Annotated in this window: 19 protein-coding genes; 15 read left to right on the top strand and 4 right to left on the bottom strand. The window is 57.4% G+C overall.

From position 1 onward, the window contains the following. Positions 1-70: 70 nt before the first annotated feature. The 10 genes from cysD to C2U54_RS23360 all read left to right on the top strand — a co-directional run bounded on the left by cysD (position 71) and on the right by C2U54_RS23360 (position 7499). Entirely contained in the window at positions 71-979 is a 909-nt protein-coding gene (gene cysD, locus C2U54_RS23405) for a sulfate adenylyltransferase subunit CysD (RefSeq protein WP_015963247.1), read from the top strand. A gap of 9 nt (positions 980-988) precedes the next feature. Next, a complete protein-coding gene (cysN, locus tag C2U54_RS23400) occupies positions 989-2416 on the top strand; it encodes a sulfate adenylyltransferase subunit CysN (RefSeq protein WP_103180919.1) in 1428 nt (475 codons plus the stop codon). Beyond that, positions 2416-3021 carry an adenylyl-sulfate kinase gene (gene cysC, locus C2U54_RS23395; protein ID WP_103180918.1) on the top strand — a complete coding sequence of 202 codons (606 nt, stop codon included), beginning with the start codon at positions 2416-2418 and terminating at the stop codon, positions 3019-3021. Before cysN ends, cysC begins: the two co-directional genes overlap by 1 nt. A 58-nt stretch (positions 3022-3079) precedes the next feature. Further along, positions 3080-3403, top strand: a complete 324-nt coding sequence (locus tag C2U54_RS23390) for a DUF3561 family protein (RefSeq protein WP_103180917.1) — start codon at positions 3080-3082, stop codon at positions 3401-3403. A gap of 167 nt (positions 3404-3570) precedes the next feature. After that, positions 3571-3882 carry a cell division protein FtsB gene (gene ftsB, locus C2U54_RS23385; protein ID WP_032613637.1) on the top strand — a complete coding sequence of 104 codons (312 nt, stop codon included), beginning with the start codon at positions 3571-3573 and terminating at the stop codon, positions 3880-3882. Between the two features lie 19 nt (positions 3883-3901). After that, positions 3902-4612, top strand: a complete 711-nt coding sequence (ispD, locus tag C2U54_RS23380) for a 2-C-methyl-D-erythritol 4-phosphate cytidylyltransferase (RefSeq protein ID WP_103180916.1) — start codon at positions 3902-3904, stop codon at positions 4610-4612. Beyond that, on the top strand, positions 4612-5091 hold the full coding sequence (gene ispF / locus C2U54_RS23375) for a 2-C-methyl-D-erythritol 2,4-cyclodiphosphate synthase (RefSeq protein ID WP_048959481.1): 480 nt from the start codon (positions 4612-4614) through the stop codon (positions 5089-5091). The genes ispD and ispF overlap by 1 nt, the downstream gene beginning before the upstream one ends. Further along, a complete protein-coding gene (truD, locus tag C2U54_RS23370; RefSeq protein WP_103180915.1) occupies positions 5088-6137 on the top strand; it encodes a tRNA pseudouridine(13) synthase TruD in 1050 nt (349 codons plus the stop codon). Before ispF ends, truD begins: the two co-directional genes overlap by 4 nt. Next, entirely contained in the window at positions 6118-6879 is a 762-nt protein-coding gene (surE, locus tag C2U54_RS23365) for a 5'/3'-nucleotidase SurE (protein WP_103180914.1), read from the top strand. Before truD ends, surE begins: the two co-directional genes overlap by 20 nt. Beyond that, a complete protein-coding gene (locus C2U54_RS23360) occupies positions 6873-7499 on the top strand; it encodes a protein-L-isoaspartate(D-aspartate) O-methyltransferase (protein ID WP_103180913.1) in 627 nt (208 codons plus the stop codon). Before surE ends, C2U54_RS23360 begins: the two co-directional genes overlap by 7 nt. Before the next feature lie 66 nt (positions 7500-7565). Here the strand turns inward: C2U54_RS23360 and C2U54_RS27820 are convergent, their stop codons facing one another. Continuing rightward, positions 7566-7769 carry a hypothetical protein gene (locus C2U54_RS27820; protein WP_231736555.1) on the bottom strand — a complete coding sequence of 68 codons (204 nt, stop codon included), beginning with the start codon at positions 7767-7769 and terminating at the stop codon, positions 7566-7568. Here C2U54_RS27820 and nlpD point away from each other — a divergent pair. Together nlpD and rpoS are read left to right on the top strand one after the other, a co-directional pair. Beyond that, on the top strand, positions 7675-8739 hold the full coding sequence (gene nlpD / locus C2U54_RS23355; protein WP_231736666.1) for a murein hydrolase activator NlpD: 1065 nt from the start codon (positions 7675-7677) through the stop codon (positions 8737-8739). The genes C2U54_RS27820 and nlpD overlap by 95 nt on opposite strands. Before the next feature lie 60 nt (positions 8740-8799). Further along, positions 8800-9792 (top strand): RNA polymerase sigma factor RpoS, encoded by a 993-nt coding sequence (gene rpoS, locus C2U54_RS23350; protein WP_103180911.1) that lies wholly within the window; start codon positions 8800-8802, stop codon positions 9790-9792. 51 nt (positions 9793-9843) lie between these two features. Here the strand turns inward: rpoS and C2U54_RS23345 are convergent, their stop codons facing one another. Both C2U54_RS23345 and C2U54_RS23340 read right to left on the bottom strand, forming a co-directional pair. Then, the gene (locus C2U54_RS23345) at positions 9844-10221 is read right to left on the bottom strand and encodes a DUF4440 domain-containing protein (RefSeq protein ID WP_103180910.1); all 378 of its coding nucleotides are present in this window, start codon (positions 10219-10221) and stop codon (positions 9844-9846) included. Beyond that, positions 10218-10634, bottom strand: a complete 417-nt coding sequence (locus C2U54_RS23340) for a MarR family winged helix-turn-helix transcriptional regulator (RefSeq protein ID WP_103180909.1) — start codon at positions 10632-10634, stop codon at positions 10218-10220. Before C2U54_RS23340 ends, C2U54_RS23345 begins: the two co-directional genes overlap by 4 nt. A gap of 172 nt (positions 10635-10806) precedes the next feature. Here C2U54_RS23340 and C2U54_RS23335 point away from each other — a divergent pair, with 172 nt between their 5' ends. From C2U54_RS23335 to C2U54_RS23325, 3 genes are read left to right on the top strand one after another with little or no spacing between them, the layout of a single operon-like run. After that, positions 10807-11409 (top strand): non-oxidative hydroxyarylic acid decarboxylases subunit B, encoded by a 603-nt coding sequence (locus C2U54_RS23335; RefSeq protein ID WP_103180908.1) that lies wholly within the window; start codon positions 10807-10809, stop codon positions 11407-11409. After that, entirely contained in the window at positions 11399-12826 is a 1428-nt protein-coding gene (locus tag C2U54_RS23330; RefSeq protein WP_103180907.1) for a non-oxidative hydroxyarylic acid decarboxylases subunit C, read from the top strand. Before C2U54_RS23335 ends, C2U54_RS23330 begins: the two co-directional genes overlap by 11 nt. Positions 12827-12836: 10 nt before the next feature. Further along, entirely contained in the window at positions 12837-13076 is a 240-nt protein-coding gene (locus C2U54_RS23325; RefSeq protein WP_103180906.1) for a non-oxidative hydroxyarylic acid decarboxylases subunit D, read from the top strand. A 153-nt stretch (positions 13077-13229) separates the two neighbouring features. On the opposite strand, the gene mutS is transcribed toward C2U54_RS23325, so the two are convergent. Next, positions 13230-15797, bottom strand: a complete 2568-nt coding sequence (gene mutS / locus C2U54_RS23320) for a DNA mismatch repair protein MutS (protein ID WP_103181128.1) — start codon at positions 15795-15797, stop codon at positions 13230-13232. Between the last annotated feature and the right edge of the window lie 158 nt (positions 15798-15955).

The raw sequence follows: 15955 nt of genomic DNA, 5'->3' as shown, positions 1-15955 counted from the left end.
TGTGCGCAGGCCGTGACAAAACTGGCTGCAACAATAACGCCTGTTGCACCAGGCCTTATAAGGAACAGTTATGGATCAAAAACGACTGACGCACCTGCGGCAACTGGAAGCGGAGAGTATTCATATTATCCGCGAAGTGGCCGCTGAGTTTGCAAATCCGGTAATGATGTACTCCATCGGCAAAGACTCCAGCGTAATGCTGCACCTGGCGCGTAAAGCGTTTTATCCGGGCACGCTGCCGTTCCCGCTGCTGCACGTGGATACCGGCTGGAAATTCCGCGAAATGTATGAGTTCCGTGACCGTACCGCCAAAGCCTACGGCTGTGAACTGCTGGTGCATAAAAACCCGGAAGGGGTGGCGATGGGCATTAACCCGTTTGTCCACGGCAGCGCCAAGCACACCGACATCATGAAGACCGAAGGGCTGAAGCAGGCGCTGAACAAATACGGCTTTGATGCCGCTTTCGGCGGCGCCCGCCGCGATGAAGAGAAATCCCGCGCCAAGGAGCGTATCTACTCCTTCCGTGACCGCTTCCACCGCTGGGACCCTAAAAATCAGCGTCCTGAGCTGTGGCACAACTACAACGGCCAGATCAACAAGGGCGAAAGCATCCGCGTCTTCCCGCTCTCCAACTGGACCGAGCTGGATATCTGGCAGTACATCTATCTGGAAAATATCGAGATTGTTCCGCTTTACCTGGCGGCTGAACGCCCGGTTCTGGAGCGCGACGGCATGCTGATGATGATCGACGACGATCGCATCGACCTGCAGCCTGGCGAAGTGATCAAAAAGCGGATGGTACGCTTCCGTACCCTCGGCTGTTGGCCGCTGACCGGCGCGGTGGAATCCGACGCGCAAACGCTGCCGGAGATCATCGAAGAGATGCTGGTGTCCACCACCAGCGAGCGACAGGGGCGCGTGATTGACCGCGACCAGGCAGGCTCGATGGAGCTGAAGAAACGTCAGGGTTATTTCTAAGGAGCCGCCATGAATACCACTATTGCTCAACAGATCGCCAATGAAGGCGGCGTCGAAGCCTACCTGCACGCCCAGCAGCATAAAAGTTTGCTGCGTTTTCTGACCTGCGGCAGCGTGGACGACGGAAAAAGCACCCTGATTGGCCGTCTGCTGCACGATACCCGTCAGATCTATGAAGATCAGCTCTCCTCCCTGCATAACGACAGCAAGCGTCACGGTACCCAGGGCGAAAAACTCGATCTGGCCCTGCTGGTGGATGGCCTGCAGGCGGAGCGCGAGCAGGGCATCACCATCGACGTGGCCTATCGCTATTTCTCCACCGAGAAGCGCAAATTTATCATCGCCGATACCCCGGGGCATGAGCAGTACACCCGCAATATGGCGACCGGCGCCTCCACCTGTGACCTGGCGATCCTGCTGATCGATGCCCGTAAAGGGGTGCTGGATCAGACCCGTCGTCACAGCTTTATCTCCACGCTGCTGGGGATCAAGCACCTGGTGGTGGCGGTTAACAAGATGGATCTGGTGAACTTCAGCGAAGAGAAGTTTAACGAGATCCGCGAAAGCTACCTGACCTTTGCCGAGCAGCTGCCGGGCAATCTCGATATCCGCTTTGTGCCGCTCTCGGCGCTGGAAGGGGATAATGTCGCTTCCCAGAGCGTGAGCATGCCGTGGTACAGCGGCCCAACGCTGCTGGAAGTGCTGGAGACCGTTGAGATCCAGCGCGACGTGGATACGCAGCCGATGCGCTTCCCGGTGCAGTACGTTAACCGCCCGAACCTCGATTTCCGCGGCTTCTCCGGCACGATTGCCTCCGGCAGCGTGCGCGTAGACCAGCGCGTGAAGGTACTGCCGTCCGGCGTGGAATCGGCCATTGCCCGTATCGTGACCTTCGATGGCGATCTGCAGGAAGCGGGGGCCGGCGAAGCGGTCACCCTGGTGCTGAAAGATGAGATCGATATCAGCCGCGGCGATCTGCTGGTGGATGCGCAGGAGTCGCTGCCTGCGGTACAGAGCGCCGCGGTGGATGTGGTGTGGATGGCCGAGCAGCCGCTGAGCCCGGGCCAGAGCTACGACATCAAGATTGCCGGAAAGAAAACCCGCGCCCGCGTCGACGGCATTCAGTATCAGGTCGACATTAACAATCTGGCGCAGCACAGCGTGACTGAACTGCCGCTGAACGGCATCGGTCTGGTGGATTTCACCTTCGACGAGCCGCTGGTGCTGGACGAGTATCAGCAGAACCCGGTGACCGGCGGGCTGATTATTATCGATCGTCTGTCCAACGTCACCGTTGGCGCAGGGATGGTGCGCGAACCTAAAGCGCAGGCGAGCGCGGTGCCGTCTGAATTCAGCGCCTTTGAACTGGAGCTCAACGCGCTGGTGCGCAAACACTTCCAGCACTGGGGCGCGCGCGATCTGCTGGGAGGCAAGTAATGGCGCAGCATGATGAGAACGTCGTCTGGCATCCTCATCCGGTCACGGTGGCCGAACGCGAACAGCTCCACGGTCACCGTGGGGTTGTGCTGTGGTTTACCGGGCTCTCGGGGTCCGGTAAGTCCACCGTCGCGGGGGCGCTGGAAGAGGCGCTGCACAAAGCGGGCGTCAGCACCTATCTGCTGGATGGCGACAACGTGCGCCACGGGCTGTGCAGCGATCTGGGCTTTAGCGATGCGGATCGCAAAGAGAACATCCGTCGGGTGGGCGAAGTGGCCAGCCTGATGGCCGATGCCGGGCTGGTGGTGTTAACCGCCTTTATCTCACCGCACCGCGCCGAGCGGCAGATGGTGCGTGAGCGGGTGGGGAACAGCCGCTTCATTGAAGTGTTTGTTGATACCCCGCTGGAAATATGCGAGCAGCGCGATCCGAAGGGACTGTACAAAAAGGCCCGCGCTGGCGAGCTGAAGAACTTCACCGGCATTGATGCGGTTTACGAAGCGCCGGAAAACCCCGATATTCACCTGCAAGGCCAACAATTGGTAACAAATTTGGTGGGTCAATTATTAGACCTGCTCCGGCAGGGCGATATTATCAGATCCTGAGATGGTATTGATGGGGATGCTTAATCTCCATCAATATGTCACGGTCACAGGATCAGCTATGCGGAACAGTGAAAACTACATCATCACCGGGTCGGACACAGTATCGGCACATGACGAGACGACCTGGTCTTTTCCTGGGGCGATTGTCGGCTTTGCGTCATGGCTGATGGCACTGGGGATCCCTTTCCTGTTTTATGGCAGCAATACGCTGTTTTTCTTCCTTTATACCTGGCCTTTCTTTCTGGCGCTGATGCCCGTTGCCGTTGTGGTAGGGATCGCGCTCCACTCTCTGCTTCACGGCAAGCTGCTCTACAGTTCGTTTATCACCGTGTTAACGGTGGTCGCTATGGTGGGACTGTTATTTTTGTGGCTCATGGGATAAGTTCATCCATAATTCAAACCGTAACCAACTATGTGACATTGTTGGCTTGCGCGAATCTGCAAAAAAAATGTGGTACATTTGCCCGCAATGTTGCGGCATCTCTGTAGCCCCGATGTAGAGTCATGGGGAAAGTTATGGGATGATGATGCCGTTTTTCAGGGGGCAGGATGGGTAAACTTACGCTGCTGTTGCTGGCTCTGCTGGTCTGGCTTCAGTATTCGCTGTGGTTCGGTAAGAACGGCCTTCACGATTACAGTCGCGTCAGCGATGACGTGACGGCGCAGCAGGCAACAAACAGCAAATTAAAAGCGCGAAACGATCAGCTGTTTGCGGAAATTGACGATCTCAATGGCGGGCAGGAAGCCATTGAAGAGCGTGCGCGCAACGAACTCAGCATGACTAAGCCGGGCGAAACCTTCTATCGTCTGGTGCCGGATGCGTCTAAACGCAACCAGGGCTCAGTACAAAACACTCGATAATCAGGCCCAGGATTACGCCATGGCAGTAACATTTTCCAACGTATGCGCCGTTGTGCCAGCCGCCGGGTTTGGCCGGCGCATGCAGACTGAATGTCCTAAGCAGTACCTTTCAATTGGTGATAAAACGATCCTTGAGCACACCGTGGCGGCGCTGCTGGCGAACCCACGTGTGACGCGGGTCGTTATCGCTATCAGCCCGGGCGACGTCCGCTTCGCCGCGCTGCCGCTTGCCCGCCACCCGCAGGTGACCGTGGTGGACGGTGGCGCAGAGCGTGCCGATTCGGTGCTGGCGGGACTGAAAGCCGCCGGTGACGCACAGTGGGTACTGGTGCACGATGCGGCGCGGCCCTGTTTGCATCAGGATGACCTGGCGCGGCTGCTGGCCATCAGCGAAACCAGCCGCGTTGGTGGCATTCTGGCCACGCCGGTCCGCGATACCATGAAACGCGGCGAGCCCGGCCTGCCGGCCATCGCCCATACGGTGGAGCGCGTTGACCTCTGGCATGCACTCACGCCGCAATTTTTCCCTCGCGAGCTGTTGCACCACTGCTTAACCCGTGCGCTGAACGAAGGCGCAACCATCACCGACGAAGCCTCGGCGCTGGAGTACTGCGGTTTTCACCCGGAACTGATTGAAGGGCGCGCAGATAATATAAAGGTGACGCGCCCCGAAGATTTACAGCTGGCAGAATTTTATCTTACCCGTTCGACCCATCAGGAGAAGGCATAATGCGAATTGGACATGGTTTTGACGTACACGCCTTTGGCGGCGAGGGCCCAATTATCATTGGCGGCGTACGCATCCCTTATGAAAAAGGACTGCTCGCGCATTCTGATGGCGATGTTGCACTGCACGCGTTAACCGATGCGCTACTTGGTGCGGCGGCGCTTGGCGATATCGGCAAGCTGTTCCCGGATACCGATCCGGCCTTCAAAGGGGCCGACAGCCGCGAGCTGCTGCGCGAAGCCTGGCGCCGTATTCAGGCCAAAGGCTATACCCTTGGCAACGTGGATGTGACCATTATTGCCCAGGCGCCGAAAATGCTGCCGCATATTCCTCAGATGCGCGTCTTTATTGCCGAAGATCTTGGCTGCCATATGGACGACGTCAACGTCAAAGCGACCACCACCGAGAAACTCGGCTTTACCGGCCGTGGTGAAGGCATTGCCTGCGAAGCCGTGGCGCTGCTGGTGAAGGCGGTGAAATGACGGACTTCGACAACCTGACCTACCTGCACGGTAAACCGCAGGGTACGGGGCTGCTGAAAGCCAACCCGGAAGATTTTGTGGTCGTCGAGGATTTGGGGTTCGAGCCGGATGGCGAGGGCGAGCACATTCTGGTGCGGATCCTGAAGAATGGCTGTAACACCCGTTTTGTGGCCGATGCGCTGGCAAAGTTCCTGAAAATTCACGCTCGTGAAGTAAGCTTCGCCGGGCAGAAAGACAAACACGCCGTGACGGAACAGTGGCTCTGCGCGCGGGTGCCGGGTAACGGGATGCCCGATTTAAGCCAGTTCCAGCTCGAAGGCTGCCAGGTGCTGGAATATGCCCGCCATAAGCGCAAGTTGCGCCTCGGCGCGTTAAAGGGCAACGCCTTTACCCTGGTGCTGCGCGAGGTAAGCAACCGCGACGAGGTAGAACAGCGTCTTAACGCCATCCAGGCGCAGGGTGTGCCGAACTACTTTGGCGCGCAGCGTTTTGGCATCGGCGGCAGTAACCTGCAGGGGGCGCTACGCTGGGCGCAGAGCAATGCCCCGGTGCGCGATCGCAATAAACGCAGTTTTTGGTTGTCGGCAGCCCGCAGCGCGTTGTTTAATCAAATCGTCAGCGAGCGACTGAAAAAAACAGACGCGAATCAAGTTGTTGTCGGCGATGCGCTACAATTAGCGGGACGCGGCAGCTGGTTTGTCGCCACTGACGAAGAGCTGCGCGATGTGCAGGCGCGCGTCGAGGCAAAAACGCTGATGATCACTGCGGCCCTGCCGGGTACCGGCGACTGGGGTCCGCAGGGTGATGCGCTGCGCTTTGAACAGTCTGCCATCGCCGATGAAACAGAGTTATGCTCACTGCTGGGGCGGGAAAAAGTCGAAGCGGCACGCCGGGCGATGCTGCTCTATCCGCAACAGTTGAGCTGGAACTGGTGGGATGACGTAACCGTCGAGCTACGTTTCTGGCTGCCGGCAGGCAGCTTTGCCACCAGTGTTGTCAGGGAACTTATCAACACTTCGGGTGACTATGCGAATATTGCTGAGTAACGATGACGGGATCCATGCGCCAGGCATTCAGACGCTGGCGAAAGCGCTACGTGAGTTCGCCGAGGTGCAGGTGGTGGCTCCCGATCGTAACCGCAGCGGTGCCTCTAACTCGTTAACCCTCGAGTCGTCTCTTCGCACCTTTACCTTTGATAACGGTGATATCGCCGTGCAGATGGGCACCCCGACCGACTGTGTCTTTCTGGGGGTTAATGCGCTGATGCGTCCCCGCCCGGACGTGGTGGTCTCCGGCATTAATGCCGGACCCAACCTGGGCGATGACGTGATCTACTCCGGTACGGTGGCGGCAGCCATGGAAGGGCGCCATCTCGGCTTTCCTGCCCTGGCGGTCTCGCTTAACGGCCATCAGCATTATGACACCGCCGCCGCGGTCACCTGCGCCATTCTGCGCGCGCTGAGCCGTGAACCGCTGCGCACCGGTCGCATCCTTAATATCAACGTGCCGGATCTGCCGCTGGATCAAATCAAAGGTATCCGCGTGACGCGCTGCGGCAGCCGCCACCCGGCGGATAAAGTGATCCCGCAGGAAGATCCGCGCGGCAACACGCTGTACTGGATTGGTCCGCCGGGCGAAAAACATGATGCCGGGCCGGATACCGATTTTGCCGCCGTAGATGAAGGCTACGTCTCCGTCACCCCGCTGCACGTCGATTTGACCGCGCATAACGCGCAGGATGTGGTTTCAGGCTGGCTGGATCGCGCCGGGGTGAGCTCGCAATGGTAAGCAATCGTGTACAAACTCTTCTGAATCAATTACGCAGTCAGGGCATTGCTGACGAGCGGGTGCTGGACGCCATCTCGCGGGTACCGCGGGAAAAATTCGTGGATGAGGCGTTTGAGCACAAAGCGTGGGACAACGTCGCGTTGCCGATAGGGCAGGGGCAAACCATCTCCCAGCCCTATATGGTGGCGCGCATGACCGAGCTGCTGGAGCTGACCCCGGACTTGCGGGTGCTGGAGATTGGCACCGGTTCTGGATACCAGACCGCCATTCTGGCGCACCTGGTGCATCATGTCTGCTCGGTTGAGCGCATTAAAGGGTTGCAGTGGCAGGCGCGCCGCCGCCTGAAGCAGCTCGATTTACATAATGTTTCTACCCGTCACGGGGATGGCTGGCAGGGCTGGAAGGCACGCGGCCCGTTTGATGCCATTATCGTGACGGCTGCACCGCCTGAGATCCCGGCTGCGCTGATGGCGCAACTGGACGACGGCGGGATCCTCGTTTTACCGGTGGGCGATGAACACCAACTGTTGAAGCGTGTTCGTCGACGGGGCAACGAGTTTATTATCGATACCGTAGAAGCCGTACGTTTCGTGCCTCTGGTAAAAGGAGAGCTGGCCTGAGACTCGGATTTTTCCAGGGTTATTCAGGCAAATTCAGCGTATGGTGTGGCGCAAAACGTCGTGACATTACGGTAATTTTAAGTCACTGGTAATTAAAAATAATCCTGGGGGATAAATGAGCGCGGGAAGCCCAAAATTCACCATCAGCCGAGTTGCGGCATTGTCACTGGTTTCAATCTGGCTGGCAGGTTGTTCAACATCGAATAATGCCCCTGCGCCTGTCAGTTCGGTCGGCGGTAATAGCGGCTCTGGTAATTCATCCGGTGGCATGCTGATCACCCCTCCGCCCAAAATGGGCACCTCAACGGCGCAACAAACTCCGCAAATCCAGCCTGTTCAGCGTCCGGTTACCCAGCCAGTACAGATTCAGCCAGTGGAACAACCTGTCCAGACGGAAAATGGCCGCATTGTGTATAACCGCAAGTATGGGAACATTCCGAAAGGCAGCTATACTGGCGGCAGCACCTACACCGTGAAACGCGGTGATACCCTCTTCTATATTGCCTGGATCACCGGGAACGATTTCCGCGATCTGGCAGAGCGAAACAACGTTCCGGCCCCGTATGGCCTGAATGTCGGCCAGACGCTACAGGTGGGCAATGCGACCGGCGCACCGTTAACGCCAGGCAATACTGTTTCTGCGGCTGACGTCACAGCGCAAAATAACAGTGTGACGCCTGCGCAAAAATCAAGCACAGTGGTTGCGTCGCAACCGACAATTACGTATTCTGAAGATTCAGGTGAACAGAGTGCTAACAAGATGTTGCCGAACAATAAGGGGACTGCGACTGTAGTTACAGCACCCGTTACGGCTCCTGTGGTTAGCTCTACCGCACCCGTTGCCAGTAGTCAGACGTCCAGCTCGCCAATCTCTTCCTGGCGCTGGCCGACTGAAGGCAAGGTTATCGAGAACTTTTCTTCCTCCGAGGGGGGAAATAAAGGGGTCGATATCGCAGGGAGTAAGGGACAGGCTATTATCGCGACCGCTGATGGACGCGTGGTATACGCCGGTAACGCTCTGCGCGGTTACGGTAATCTTATTATCATCAAACACAACGATGATTACCTGAGTGCCTACGCCCATAACGATACGATGCTGGTCCGGGAACAACAAGAAGTTAAGGCGGGGCAAAAAATAGCTACTATGGGTAGCACCGGAACCAGTTCTACACGCTTGCATTTTGAAATTCGTTACAAGGGGAAATCCGTAAACCCGCTGCAGTATTTACCGCAGCGATAAATTGGCGGGACATATCTTTTGGTATGTTGCGCCCAGGGATCACGGGTAGGAGCCACCTTTATGAGTCAGAATACGCTGAAAGTTCATGATTTAAATGAAGACGCGGAATTTGATGAGAACGGAGTAGAGGCTTTTGACGAAAAAGCCTTAGTAGAAGAGGAACCCAGTGATAACGATTTAGCTGAAGAAGAGCTGTTATCGCAGGGTGCCACACAACGTGTGCTGGATGCGACTCAGCTTTACCTTGGGGAGATTGGTTACTCCCCACTGTTAACAGCAGAAGAAGAAGTTTACTTCGCGCGCCGGGCATTACGTGGTGATGTGGCTTCACGTCGTCGCATGATTGAAAGTAACCTGCGTCTGGTGGTTAAGATTGCCCGTCGTTACAGCAATCGTGGTCTGGCTCTGCTGGATCTGATTGAAGAGGGCAACCTGGGCCTGATCCGCGCAGTAGAGAAATTTGACCCTGAACGTGGGTTCCGTTTCTCAACCTATGCGACATGGTGGATCCGACAGACCATCGAACGGGCAATCATGAACCAGACCCGTACGATTCGACTGCCTATTCACATTGTGAAAGAGTTGAACGTTTATCTGCGTACCGCGCGCGAGTTGTCCCATAAGCTGGACCACGAGCCAAGCGCGGAAGAGATTGCCGAACAGCTTGATAAACCTGTTGATGATGTTAGCCGTATGCTGCGTCTCAACGAGCGTATTACCTCTGTCGACACCCCGCTGGGTGGCGATTCCGAGAAAGCGCTGCTGGACATCCTGGCCGATGAAAAAGACAACGGCCCGGAGGACACCACGCAGGACGATGATATGAAACAGAGCATCGTCAAATGGTTGTTCGAACTGAACGCCAAACAGCGTGAAGTGCTGGCACGTCGTTTCGGTCTGCTGGGGTATGAAGCTGCGACACTGGAAGATGTCGGTCGTGAAATCGGCCTGACCCGTGAACGTGTTCGTCAGATTCAGGTAGAAGGTCTGCGTCGCCTGCGTGAAATCCTGCAGGGGCAAGGGCTGAATATCGAAGCGCTGTTCCGCGAGTAAGCACCTTTTCGTCAAAAAAGGCCAGTCTTTCGACTGGCCTTTTTCTTTTGCTTAAGGCGCTGCGGTTTCATGTAGCAGACGCCAGGTGAGGTTGTCTCCCTCCTGGTTCAGGATGGCGCTGGACCAGCGCACGTTCACCGGCTGATCCGGGCGGGTTTGTGTTTCACGGTAGTGAAGCACTGCGCCGTTATCCCAGGTCTGCAACGTCGTTAATTCATCAATCACGATCTTCAGTCCAGGGCGGCTGCCGCGCTGCGCCTCGAGGAAACGTGCGAGCGCGGGGTGATCCAGGTGTGCGCCGGTTGGGGCAATCATCAAAAAGTCCTGATGAAAACGGGCGAGCAGGGGGGCAAAATCGCCTTCACCCTGGCCTAACCACTTTTCTAATGCGATGTGAGCATCAATAATTTCTGTTTCATAGCGGGTCATTCTCTCTCCTTTACCATCATTTTGCGAACCAACTCCGTAAACTGGCGACGCTCCTCAGCCGTTAAACGCCCCAGAAAAGCCTCATCGACATGATTCCCTACCGGTTTACAGTTGCCGAGCAACGCTTCGCCTTCCGGTGTTAAGAATACAAACCGGCGGCGCTTATCTGCAGCATCGGCTTCGCGCTTCACCAGCCCACGTAATTCCATACGGCTCAGCATCTCCGCGAGGGTAGCTTTGGTGCTTACCGCCGCTTCGGTGAGCGCCACCTGCTCAATGCCAGGATGTTCCGCGATAGAACGCAGCACCGCGTATTGCGGCTTAGTCAGCTCGGGTAAGGCCTGCTGCCAGCGCGCAGTATGTTGCTGAAAAAGCTGACGTAACAGGTGGAACGCTTCTTGTTTTAGTTCCATGAACTCTCCAGCATAAAAATGATCTCTTTATGATAGCCCCGATCAGCGGCGAATTTAACGCAGCCCGTTTTACCATTTCGTGTGATCGCATGCGAACGATCTTGTCAGCGTTCAGATCCGGGCGTACGGTAAGCAACAAGTTCGTATACGAACAAATTAAATGATGTTTTGCATGAGATTGATTGTTGGGATGACAGGGGCGACCGGTGCGCCGCTCGGCGTGGCGCTGCTGCAGGCGCTTCGCGACATGCCGGAAGTTGAATCCCATCTGGTGATGTCGAAATGGGCGAAAACAACGATTGAACTGGAAACGCCGTATACCGCTCAGGACGTTGCCGGGCTGGCGGATGTGGTTCACAGCCCGGCGGATCAGGGGGCAACCATCTCATCCGGCTCCTTTCGCACCGACGGCATGATCGTCATTCCCTGCAGCATGAAAACGCTGGCGGGCATCCGCGCAGGCTACGCCGAAGGGCTGGTGGGGCGTGCCGCTGACGTGGTGTTAAAAGAGCGACGCAAGCTGGTGCTGGTCCCGCGGGAAATGCCGCTCAGCACTATCCATCTTGAAAATATGCTGGCGCTTTCCCGCATGGGCGTGGCAATGGTGCCGCCGATGCCCGCTTATTACAACCATCCGCAAACCGCCGATGACATTACTCAACACATTGTGACCCGGGTGCTCGATCAGTTTGGTCTGGCGCATAACAAAGCCCGTCGCTGGGAGGGGTTACAGGCGGCCAGAGATTTTTCCCAGGAGAATAAACATGGCATTTGATGATTTGAGAAGCTTCCTGCAGGCGCTCGATGAGCAAGGGCAACTGCTAAAAATCACGGAACAGGTTGATGCGGAGCCGGATCTGGCCGCGGCAGCCAACGCCACCGGGCGCATTGGCGATGGCGCACCTGCGCTCTGGTTTGACAACATCCGCGGCTTTACCGACGCCCGCGTGACGATGAACACTATCGGATCCTGGCAAAACCACGCCATCTCGATGGGGCTGCCGCCAAATACGCCAGTGAAAAAGCAGATCGACGAGTTTATTCGCCGCTGGGATAACTTCCCGGTTGCGCCGGAGCGTCGCGCCAACCCGGCCTGGGCTGAGAACACGGTGGATGGCGACGCGATCAACCTGTTCGATATTTTGCCGCTGTTCCGCCTGAACGACGGTGACGGTGGTTTCTACCTGGATAAAGCCTGTGTGGTCTCCCGCGATCCCCTCGATCCGGATCACTTCGGCAAGCAGAACGTCGGCATCTACCGCATGGAGGTGAAGGGCAAACGCAAGCTGGGTCTGCAGCCGGTGCCGATGCATGACATCGCCCTGCACCTGCATAAAGCGGAAGAGCGCGGGCAGGATCTGCCGATTGCGATCACCCTGGGCAATGACCCGATCATCACCCTGATGGGGGCGACGCCGCTCAAGTACGATCAATCAGAATATGAGATGGCGGGAGCGTTGCGCGAAAGCCCGTATCCGATCGCTACCGCACCGCTGACCGGTTTTGACGTGCCCTGGGGTTCGGAAGTGATCCTCGAAGGGGTGATTGAAGGCCGCAAACGCGAAATCGAAGGGCCGTTCGGGGAGTTCACCGGGCACTACTCCGGTGGCCGTAACATGACCGTGGTACGCATCGATAAAGTCTCTTACCGCACAAAACCGATTTTTGAGTCGCTCTATCTCGGGATGCCGTGGACCGAAATCGACTACCTGATGGGCCCGGCAACCTGCGTGCCGCTCTACCAGCAGCTGAAAGCTGAGTTTCCGGAAGTACAGGCGGTGAACGCAATGTACACCCACGGCCTGCTGGCAATTATCTCCACTAAAAAACGTTACGGCGGTTTTGCCCGCGCCGTGGGGCTGCGGGCGATGACCACGCCGCATGGCCTGGGCTACGTGAAGATGGTGATCATGGTGGACGAGGATGTCGATCCATTCAACCTGCCGCAGGTGATGTGGGCCCTGTCGTCAAAGGTGAACGCCGCGGGGGATCTGGTGCAGCTGCCGAACATGTCGGTGCTGGAGCTGGATCCGGGTTCAAGTCCGGCGGGGATCACCGACAAACTGATTATCGACGCCACCACACCGGTTGCACCCGATATGCGTGGACACTACAGCCAGCCGGTACAGGATCTGCCTGAAACCAAAGCCTGGGCTGAAAAACTGACCGCGATGCTGGCCGCACGTAAATAAGGAGGGGAAAATGATTTGTCCACGTTGTGCCGATGAACATATTGAGGTGATGGCGACGTCGCCGGTTAAAGATGTCTGTACGGTGTATCAGTGCCAGCACTGTCTGTATACCTGGCGCGATACCGAGCCGCTGCGCCGCACCAGCCGCGAGCACTATCCCGAAGCGTTTCGCATGACGCAGAAAGATATCGACGATGCCCCGCAGGTGCCGACTATTCCGCCGTTGCTGGCGGAAGATAAGCGCGGATAAAAAAGCCGGGTGGCGGCTACGCCTTACCCGGCCTACTATCCAGCGTCTTTTGTAGGCCCGGTAAGCGATAACGCCACCGGGCGTAAAAACCGCATGAAATCTCCGCAGGCCCGGTAAGCGATAGCGCCACCGGGCGATACAGACCGCAGAGCTTTACACCAGATTTTTCAACCGATAAATCCACTCCAGCGCCTGACGTGGTGTCAGAGAATCCGGGTCGAGGTTCTCCAGTGCTTCCAGCGCCGGGGAGGTCTCTTCGGCAGGGACCAGCAGAGACATCTGGGTGCCATCTACCTGGGTAGCCGCCGCGTTTGGCGCCAGGCTTTCCAGTTCGCGCAGCTTCTGACGGGCCCGCTTGATCACCTCTTTCGGCACGCCCGCCAGCGCCGCCACGGCCAGACCGTAGCTTTTGCTCGCCGCGCCATCCTGTACGCTGTGCATAAAGGCGATAGTATCGCCGTGCTCCAGCGCATCCAGATGCACGTTCGCCACGCCCTCCATCTTCTCCGGCAGTTGCGTCAGCTCGAAGTAGTGGGTGGCAAACAGGGTCAGGGCTTTGATCTTATTGGCCAGGCTTTCGGCACAGGCCCACGCCAGCGAGAGCCCGTCGTAGGTGGAGGTGCCGCGACCAATCTCATCCATCAGCACCAGGCTGTACTCCGTGGCGTTGTGCAGAATATTCGCCGTTTCGGTCATCTCGACCATAAAGGTGGAGCGACCGCTCGCCAGATCGTCCGCCGCGCCCACGCGGGTAAAGATACGGTCGATAGGGCCAATCTCCACCTTTTGCGCCGGAACGTAGCTGCCGATGTAGGCCAGCAGCGCAATCAGTGCCGTCTGGCGCATATAGGTACTTTTACCGCCCATGTTTGGCCCGGTAATAATCAGCATCCGGCGCTGCGGCGACAGGTTCAGCGGGTTGGCGATAAACGGTTCGTTCAGTACCTGTTCCACCACCGGGTGGCGCCCTTCGGTAATGCGCACGCCTGGCTTATCGGTGAAGGTTGGGCAGCAGTAGTTCAGCGTCTCGGCACGTTCCGCCAGGTTGACCAGTACATCCAGCTCGGCCAGCGCCGTGGCGCTCTGCTGCAGATCCGCAAGGTGCGGCATCAGGATGTCGAACAGGGCGTCATAGAGCTGTTTTTCCAGCGCCAGCGCTTTGCCTTTTGAGGTAAGCACTTTGTCTTCGTACTCTTTCAGCTCCGGAATAATGTAGCGCTCGGCGTTTTTCAGCGTCTGGCGGCGCACGTAGTGAATAGGAGCCAGGTGGCTCTGTCCACGGCTGATCTGAATAAAGTAGCCGTGCACTGCGTTGTAACCCACTTTCAGGGTGTCCAGCCCAAGGCGCTCACGCTCGCGGATCTCCAGCTTATCCAGATAGTCCGTCGCACCATCGGCCAGCGAGCGCCACTCGTCCAGCTCTTCGTTGTACCCCGGGGCAATCACGCCGCCGTCACGCACCAGAACCGGCGGGGCATCGATAATGGCCTTTTCCAGCAGTTCACGCAGTTCGCTAAATTCGCCCATCGCCTCGCGCAGCTTTTGCACCGGGGCGCTGTCGATCTCCGCCAACTGGATGCGCAGTTCAGGCAGTTGCTGGAAGGCATGGCGCATACGGGCTAAATCGCGCGGGCGTGCGGTGCGCAGCGCCAGTCGTGCCAGAATACGTTCCAGATCGCCCACCTGACGCAATACCGGCTGAAGGTCGCTATACCGATCCTGCAGGGCGCCAATGGTCTGCTGGCGCGCGGTGAGCGTGGCAATATCGCGGACCGGCATATGCAGCCAGCGTTTCAGCATACGGCTGCCCATCGGGGTGACGGTGCTGTCGAGTACCGAGGCGAGGGTGTTCTCCACACCACCGGCTAAATTCTGGGTGATCTCCAGATTGCGGCGGGTGGCGGCATCCATAATGATGCTGTCCTGCTGGCGTTCAATCGTAATGGAGCGGATATGCGGCAGGGCGGTGCGCTGGGTATCTTTTACGTACTGCAGCAGACAGCCCGCGGCGCACAGGCCGCGCGGCGCGTTTTCTACGCCAAAGCCGGTCAGATCGCGAGTGCCAAATTGCAGATTGAGCTGTTGACGCGCGGTGTCGATTTCAAACTCCCACAGCGGACGGCGACGCAGGCCGCGACGCCCCTCAAGCAGCCCCATCTCGGCGAAATCTTCGGCATAGAGCAGCTCCGCAGGATTGGTGCGTTGCAGTTCGGCCGCCATGGTTTCGCGGTCGGCCGGTTCGCTCAGGCGAAAACGCCCGGAGCTGATATCCAGCGTGGCGTAACCGAAACTTTTGCTCTCCTGCCAGATGGCGGCAAGGAGGTTATCCTGGCGCTCCTGTAACAGCGCTTCATCGCTGATGGTGCCCGGCGTGACGATACGCACCACTTTGCGCTCGACCGGGCCCTTCGAGGTGGCCGGATCGCCAATCTGTTCGCAGATGGCGACTGATTCACCCTGGTTAACCAGCTTCGCCAGGTAGTTCTCTACCGCATGATGCGGAATACCGGCCATAGGGATGGGTTCACCGGCCGAGGCGCCGCGTTTGGTCAGGGAGATGTCGAGCAGCTGCGAGGCGCGTTTCGCATCGTCATAAAACAGCTCGTAAAAGTCGCCCATCCGGTAAAAGAGCAGGATCTCCGGATGCTGAGCTTTCAGCTTCAGGTACTGCTGCATCATGGGGGTATGGCTAGAGAAGTCCTTATCAATGTCTTCATTCATATTGATTTTACTCATTTTTTAATTCTTTCAAGTGCTCATATGGCCCCAGGTAAAACCCCTTTAAACCCACATAAACCCATAAATTTGTAGCTCACTTGTAGCCCAAAGCGTGATAGATTGGTTGTACTCCTTCTTTGGGTTACAAATGGTGGTGATAC

This window comes from Leclercia sp. LSNIH1 (assembly GCF_002902985.1).
Lineage (GTDB): Bacteria > Pseudomonadota > Gammaproteobacteria > Enterobacterales > Enterobacteriaceae > Enterobacter.
This window is presented reverse-complemented; position numbering and strand designations above follow the sequence as displayed.

Bases quoted from the DNA above. Each gene is read 5' to 3' on its own strand.
- ftsB (WP_032613637.1), top strand. From the start codon at position 3,571: ATGGGTAAACTTACGCTGCTGTTGCTGGCTCTGCTGGTCTGGCTTCAG.
- cysC (WP_103180918.1), top strand. From the start codon at position 2,416: ATGGCGCAGCATGATGAGAACGTCGTCTGGCATCCTCATCCGGTCACG.
- surE (WP_103180914.1), top strand. From the start codon at position 6,118: ATGCGAATATTGCTGAGTAACGATGACGGGATCCATGCGCCAGGCATT.
- rpoS (WP_103180911.1), top strand. From the start codon at position 8,800: ATGAGTCAGAATACGCTGAAAGTTCATGATTTAAATGAAGACGCGGAA.
- C2U54_RS23335 (WP_103180908.1), top strand. From the start codon at position 10,807: ATGAGATTGATTGTTGGGATGACAGGGGCGACCGGTGCGCCGCTCGGC.
- ispD (WP_103180916.1), top strand. From the start codon at position 3,902: ATGGCAGTAACATTTTCCAACGTATGCGCCGTTGTGCCAGCCGCCGGG.
- cysD (WP_015963247.1), top strand. From the start codon at position 71: ATGGATCAAAAACGACTGACGCACCTGCGGCAACTGGAAGCGGAGAGT.
- C2U54_RS23340 (WP_103180909.1), bottom strand. From the start codon at position 10,634: ATGGAACTAAAACAAGAAGCGTTCCACCTGTTACGTCAGCTTTTTCAG.
- C2U54_RS23390 (WP_103180917.1), top strand. From the start codon at position 3,080: ATGCGGAACAGTGAAAACTACATCATCACCGGGTCGGACACAGTATCG.
- C2U54_RS23325 (WP_103180906.1), top strand. From the start codon at position 12,837: ATGATTTGTCCACGTTGTGCCGATGAACATATTGAGGTGATGGCGACG.
- ispF (WP_048959481.1), top strand. From the start codon at position 4,612: ATGCGAATTGGACATGGTTTTGACGTACACGCCTTTGGCGGCGAGGGC.
- C2U54_RS23360 (WP_103180913.1), top strand. From the start codon at position 6,873: ATGGTAAGCAATCGTGTACAAACTCTTCTGAATCAATTACGCAGTCAG.
- cysN (WP_103180919.1), top strand. From the start codon at position 989: ATGAATACCACTATTGCTCAACAGATCGCCAATGAAGGCGGCGTCGAA.
- mutS (WP_103181128.1), bottom strand. From the start codon at position 15,797: ATGAATGAAGACATTGATAAGGACTTCTCTAGCCATACCCCCATGATG.
- truD (WP_103180915.1), top strand. From the start codon at position 5,088: ATGACGGACTTCGACAACCTGACCTACCTGCACGGTAAACCGCAGGGT.
- C2U54_RS23330 (WP_103180907.1), top strand. From the start codon at position 11,399: ATGGCATTTGATGATTTGAGAAGCTTCCTGCAGGCGCTCGATGAGCAA.
- C2U54_RS27820 (WP_231736555.1), bottom strand. From the start codon at position 7,769: ATGCCACCGGATGAATTACCAGAGCCGCTATTACCGCCGACCGAACTG.
- C2U54_RS23345 (WP_103180910.1), bottom strand. From the start codon at position 10,221: ATGACCCGCTATGAAACAGAAATTATTGATGCTCACATCGCATTAGAA.